This is a genomic window from Roseateles sp. P5_E11, from assembly GCF_054049355.1.
This window is the reverse complement of the sequence record NZ_JBFUMO010000396.1, coordinates 1-5,483: the sequence shown is the minus strand read 5'-3', so window position 1 is coordinate 5,483 and position 5,483 is coordinate 1. Positions and strand designations below refer to the sequence as shown.

The 5,483-nt window shown below is 66.4% G+C and carries 6 protein-coding genes and 1 pseudogene; all 7 read left to right on the top strand.

Features of this window, described 5'->3' with window-relative positions; genetic code table 11:
• Positions 1-492, top strand: a pseudogene (locus tag ACXJKR_RS22875) (lipopolysaccharide assembly protein LapB); the annotation flags it as partial.
• Between the two features lie 163 nt (positions 493-655).
• Entirely contained in the window at positions 656-1,396 is a 741-nt protein-coding gene (locus ACXJKR_RS22870; RefSeq protein WP_457324759.1) for a glycosyltransferase, read from the top strand.
• A 10-nt stretch (positions 1,397-1,406) separates the two neighbouring features.
• Complete coding sequence (locus ACXJKR_RS22865; protein WP_056202097.1) at positions 1,407-2,270, top strand: Kdo hydroxylase family protein; 864 nt, start codon at positions 1,407-1,409, stop codon at positions 2,268-2,270.
• Positions 2,271-3,218 (top strand): glycosyltransferase family 32 protein, encoded by a 948-nt coding sequence (locus ACXJKR_RS22860; protein ID WP_457324758.1) that lies wholly within the window; start codon positions 2,271-2,273, stop codon positions 3,216-3,218.
• Positions 3,219-3,501: 283 nt separating this feature from the next.
• On the top strand, positions 3,502-4,230 hold the full coding sequence (locus ACXJKR_RS22855; RefSeq protein ID WP_457324757.1) for a hypothetical protein: 729 nt from the start codon (positions 3,502-3,504) through the stop codon (positions 4,228-4,230).
• 349 nt (positions 4,231-4,579) lie between these two features.
• Entirely contained in the window at positions 4,580-5,152 is a 573-nt protein-coding gene (locus ACXJKR_RS22850) for a D-sedoheptulose-7-phosphate isomerase (RefSeq protein WP_457324756.1), read from the top strand.
• A partial coding sequence (locus tag ACXJKR_RS22845; RefSeq protein ID WP_457324755.1) for a bifunctional heptose 7-phosphate kinase/heptose 1-phosphate adenyltransferase occupies positions 5,149-5,483 on the top strand: 335 nt, incomplete at its 3' end. The genes ACXJKR_RS22850 and ACXJKR_RS22845, both read left to right, overlap by 4 nt.

The window sequence follows — 5,483 nt, the reverse complement described above, 5'->3', positions numbered from 1 at the left end:
CTGCTGCAGGGCCAGATGCTGCTGAAGGCCGGCCAGGCCGAAGCCGCGCTTGCCGCCTTCACCAAGCTGCTCGCAGCCAATCCGCCGGCCTTCAACCTCGTTGCAGCCGACTGCGCCGCCGCCGCCAAGTCTCTGGGCCAGCCCGAGCGCGCCATCGCGCTGATCAGCGAGCAATACCACCGCTCGCCCAGCATGCATTTGCTGCGCGCACTGGCAGGCCTGCAGCCTGGCCCCCAACGTGAGCGCCTCGCGGCCCATCTGCGCGAGCAGCCGGCCCTGTCGGCCGCCACGGAGCTGCTCAAGCTCAATGCCGGCGCGTTGCCCGCCGACGAGGCCGCTCCCATGATCCAGACGCTGGAAAAGGCCGCCAAGCCGCTGCAGCGCTATCGCTGCGCCGCCTGCGGCTTCGAGGCCGCCCACTACTTCTGGCAATGCCCGGCCTGCCTCAACTGGGACAGCTATCCGCCGCAACCCATTGAGGAACTCGCGTAGATGAAGCCCCTCGCCCAGCCGCACACCGCTGAACGCGGTGCGCCTGACCGGTCCCCCGGGGGGACGGCGATGCTTGCCGGATTGACCGGCAAGCACATCGCCAGCGCGGGCCGGCTTGGGAGCGGCCCGGCGCTCGGCCCGCAATGACTATGGAACAACTGAAATGAGCAGCGCAGCCGAAGACCGCTTCGTCATCTGCATGAAGTGGGGCACCAAGTACGGCCCCGAGTACGTCAACCGCCTGTACGGCATGGCCGCGCGCCACCTGCGCGGCTCCTTCCGCTTCGTCTGCTTCACCGATGACGCCAACGGCATCCGCTCCGAGGTCGAAAGCCTGCCGCTGCCCGAGACGCACGCCAGCCAAGGCAAGCGCGATGGCGGCTGGAAAAAGCTCGGCACCTACCAGGCCGACCTCTTCGGCCTGAAGGGCACGGCCCTGTTCCTGGACCTGGACGTCGTCATCGTCGGCGACCTGACCGAATTCTTCGCTGTGCCCGGCGACTTCCTCATCATCAAGGACTGGAAGCGCCCCTGGCGCGTGACGGGCAACTCCTCGGTCTACCGTTTCCGCATCGGCGCCCACGCCGACGTGCTGGCCCACTTCATCGCCCACCAGGACGAGGTGCGCGCCAAGTACCGCAACGAGCAGGAATATCTCAGCCATTTCCTGCACGACCAGGGCAAGCTGGGCTACTGGCCCACGGACTGGTGTGCCAGCTACAAGTACCACTGCCTGCCGATGTGGCCCACCAGCTTCTGGCGCGACCCCTTCATTCCGGCCGGCGCGCGCGTGCTGGTCTTCCACGGCGTGATGAACCCACCCGATGCGCTGGTCGGCCGCTCGGAAGGCAACTGGCGTCACGCCCGCCCGGCAAAGTGGATCGCCGATCATTGGCGTGAATGAGGCCAGGGGCATGGACAACCGCATCGTCACTGTCGACAGCCGCGACTGGACCTCGCCCAGGCATGGTCTCGTGCCCGACCTGGAAGCCGGTCGGGTGCTGTTCTTCCCCGAGCTGCGCTTCGAGCTGACTTCAGAAGAAGCCGGGCTGCTGCGCCCCGACGTGCGTGACGAGAAGGCACGCAACATCAGCCTGCGCCTTGACGGCGTGCTCGCTGGCGCCGCCGTGCAGGGCGAAGAGCGGGCAAGGCTGGCAGCCATGATCGGGCGTTTCCGCGCCCGCGCCTGCTCGCTGATCGACGCAATCGCGCCAACCTACAAGCCGGCGCTGCGCCTGGCACCCACGAGCTATCGGCCCATGCAGGTCGAGTCGCGCGTGCAGTCCTGGCGCGCTGATGACCGCCGCCTGCATGTGGACGCCTTCCCCTCGCGCCCCAACCGCGGCGAGCGCATTCTGCGTGTGTTCACCAACCTCAACCCCAACGGCGAGCCGCGCGTCTGGCGCGTCGGCGAGGCCTTCGAGGACATCGCCCGGCGCTTCGTGCCACGCGCCAAGCCTTATGTGGCCTGGCAGGCCAAGGCCCTGAAGGCGCTGCACGTGACCAAGTCGCTGCGCACCGAATACGACCACCTGATGCTGCAGTTGCACGACGGCATGAAGGGCGACCTGGACTACCAGCGCAGCAGCCCGCAGGTCGAGATGCCCTTCCCGCCTGGCTCGACCTGGGTCTGCTATTCCGACCAGACGTCGCATGCGGTCATGTCCGGCCAGTTCATGATGGAACAGACCCTGCACTTGCCGGCCGAGGCCCAGGTGGACCGCACGGCCAGCCCCCTCGCCATCCTTGAGCGCCAGCTAGACCGCCGGCTGACCTGAATGCCCTGGTTGTCCACGGGCATCGTCCTCATCGTCGCCGGCCTGTTCCTGCGCGAACTGGCCACCGTGCTGAGGGCCCGCGTACCGACGCAGACCCGCGCCATCATGGTGGGCGACAACGCGCCGCTCTGCCAGGACGAGATTCCCAGGATCATCTGGACCTACTGGCAGCCCAGCCCGGCGCCGGCCTTCATCCAGGACTGCCTGGCCAACTGGCGCCGCTTCGCGCCCGACCACCAACTGCGCCTGCTGGACCGCACCAGCGTCTCGCAATGGCTGCCCGCGCTGCGAACCGATTTCGACGAGATGCCGCCCCACCGCCAGGCCGACTGGCTGCGCGTCCAGCTGCTGGCGCGGCACGGCGGTGTCTGGATGGACGCCTCCATGCTGCTGAGCCGCGACTTGGGCTGGCTGCACGAGACGCGCCGGCGCCGCGCCGCGGACTATGTCGGCTTCTACATCGACCGCTACACAACCCGGCCTGAGCTGCCCATCATCGAGAACTGGCTGATGGCTTCGGTGCCTGGCGGGGCTTTCGTGACCGGGCTGGCTGCCGCCTTCGACCGGGCGCTGGACGAAGGCGCCGAGGCGCTGCTGCCGCGCCTGCAGACCGATGGCCGGCATGCACGCGTCGTCCAGGCGCTGCCCGATGACCTCCAGCGCCATCGATTGATGCAGATTGCAGCAACGGAGCTGCTGGACTGCGAGCCCCAGCTCGCTCGTCTCGTGCTGCTGCGCGCCGAGGACRGCCCTCTCGCCTGGCAGGCCGGCGTCGGCTGGCGTCATCGCCACTTGTACGCTCGCTTGGCCCTGGTGCCCTGCCCGCGCGTGCTGCCCGCCGTGCTCAAGCTGCGCAGCGCTGACCGCGCCATCGTCGAGCGYAACTGGCGCCGCGGCCTCGTGTCGCCCTTCAGCGCCCTGGTCCAGCTTATGGACCGCAGCAAGTAAAGCCACCTCAGCTGCAGACCTGCCTGGCTTCGTCGAAGCCCTTGCTCGCCGCAACTGCGGCCCCGGCCGCGAGCACACGGCGACACGCCGCGCACCTCTAACTCCCATCACTCTCGATATTAGGGTTCGCGCGAAGCACGGAAGAGCCACAGCCAGTAATCAACAGGTAAACAACCCCAACGTAAGCTCCTCAAAGCCGGCCTCGATCCACGTTCTGTTCAGTTAGAACGATCATATATTTCGGGCCGGCAAATCAGAGAAGTCACATATACGCAAGGGTAAGATGAAAAAACTGTCATTCACCAAATGCATGATTGCGGCAGCGGCGCTCGTCGGTTCCGCCAGCAGCATGGCTCAAGGCCTGAGCCCGTTTGTCGGCCAATGGAATCAGTTCTACGCCAGCCTGAACGGCAACGCCGAATATATCGACAAGCATTCGATCCAGGGTTACGCCTTCAACGCCTTCTATCACAACTGCGGCGGCAGCGCATACCAGGACTGGGCAACAAACAACGGCCAGTCCCAGTATCTGGTCCAGATGTCCACTGGCGGATACATGACTGGGCTGCACGTCATCAACAATGAGCTGCTGTGCGCCAAGGGTGCATCGTCCGCCATCCCTGCCTTCATGGAGTCCAGCACCGTGCGGCAAGGGATGCTCGCCTGCCCGTTGGGCACCATCATGACCGGCCTCCATGTCCAGAACAACAAGATCTGGTGCGCGTCACCGGCCAGCGGCCGGATCCTGCATACCTGGGCCGAAACCGTCGACTATTCAACCGGCCGCCCCGGCACATCAGCTGCACATATGCACGCATGCCCGCCAAAGTGGGTCATGACCGGCGTCCATGTTGGCAACAACGCCTTCCTTTGCACGCCGTATGAAGGCCCGGGCATTGATCCGTGGAGCGCCGCGCCGGTGGCTGATCCCAGCGTTGGCCCGGCCGCGTCCGGCGGTGGTGGCGGTGGCGGTGGCGGTGGTGGCGGTGGTGGCGGGCAGCAGCAGTACTGATATTCCGCTTCAGCACAGCCGTTGAACTGCAGGGTGTGCCAGCCAATCCACTGGCGCACCCGACCAGTTCCAAATTGGAATCGCTTGGCAGGAGTTCCATCCATGAATATTAATCTCCAGGTTTGATTCGAGCATCTTCGGAAGTTGCAGCCATTGTCTTTGGAGAATGGCTGCAACTCCCGATCTGCATGAGGACTCTCGCGTCCCGTCACCACGCCCTTTGGCCGCGTGCCCCGCCTGTGCGCGAGTGCACCGCCCCTCCAGCGCGGGTCAGTCGGCTGGCACCACCGCCCCATCACCGATACTTGAAACCATCGGTCTGCAAGCGGGTGAGAGCCCCGGTCTCCTCATGAGTTCCCTGTTTCTGCGCAATCTCGATGAACACCTGCAACTGATGCAACTCCTGGGAGCGCTGGACCCACAAGTGCAGCAGGCCGGCCAACGGCTCGCCGACGCGCTGAAGGCGGGCTGCAAGATCATGTTCTGCGGCAACGGCGGCTCGGCCGCGGACAGCCAGCACCTGGCCTCCGAGCTGACGGGCCGCTTCATCAAGGACCGCCGCCCGCTCGCCGGCCTGGCGCTGACGACCGACAGCTCAGCGCTGACCTGCATCGGCAACGATTACAGCTTTGACGATGTGTTCATCCGCCAGGTCCAGGGCCTCGGCCGCGCCGGCGATGCGCTGATCGGCATCTCGACCTCGGGCAACTCGGCCAATGTGCTGCGCGCCGTCGAGGCCGCCAAGGCCATGGGCATCTACACGCTGGGCCTGCTAGGCCGTGACGGCGGCAAGCTGGGCGCGCTGTGCGACGACAGCATCATCGTGCCGCACGGCATCACCGCCCGCATCCAGGAGGCGCACCTGCTGATCGGCCACACGCTGTGCGGCCTGATCGAGGCCAACCTGGGCGTGGGGCAATGAGCGCCCTGCCCTCGCGTGAACTGCTCGCCTCCCGCCGCATCCTCGTCGTCGGCGACGTCATGCTGGACCGCTACTGGCACGGCGCCGTCGAACGCATCTCGCCCGAGGCGCCCGTGCCCGTCGTGCGCATCGAACGCGAGGAGGAGCGCCTGGGCGGCGCCGCCAACGTCGCGCTCAACATCCGCACGCTGGGCGCGAGGGCCACGCTGCTGACCGTCGTCGGCCAGGACGAACCGGCCCGCCGCCTGCGCGAACTGCTGCACGAGCGCGACATCGAGACCGTGCTGCGTGAGGACAAGCAGCTCTACACCATCGTCAAGCTGCACATCAT

Excerpts from the sequence above, each read along its gene's own strand:
- ACXJKR_RS22870 (WP_457324759.1), top strand. The coding sequence starts at position 656 with ATGAGCAGCGCAGCCGAAGACCGCTTCGTCATCTGCATGAAGTGGGGC.
- ACXJKR_RS22865 (WP_056202097.1), top strand. The coding sequence starts at position 1,407 with ATGGACAACCGCATCGTCACTGTCGACAGCCGCGACTGGACCTCGCCC.
- ACXJKR_RS22855 (WP_457324757.1), top strand. The coding sequence starts at position 3,502 with ATGAAAAAACTGTCATTCACCAAATGCATGATTGCGGCAGCGGCGCTC.
- ACXJKR_RS22850 (WP_457324756.1), top strand. The coding sequence starts at position 4,580 with ATGAGTTCCCTGTTTCTGCGCAATCTCGATGAACACCTGCAACTGATG.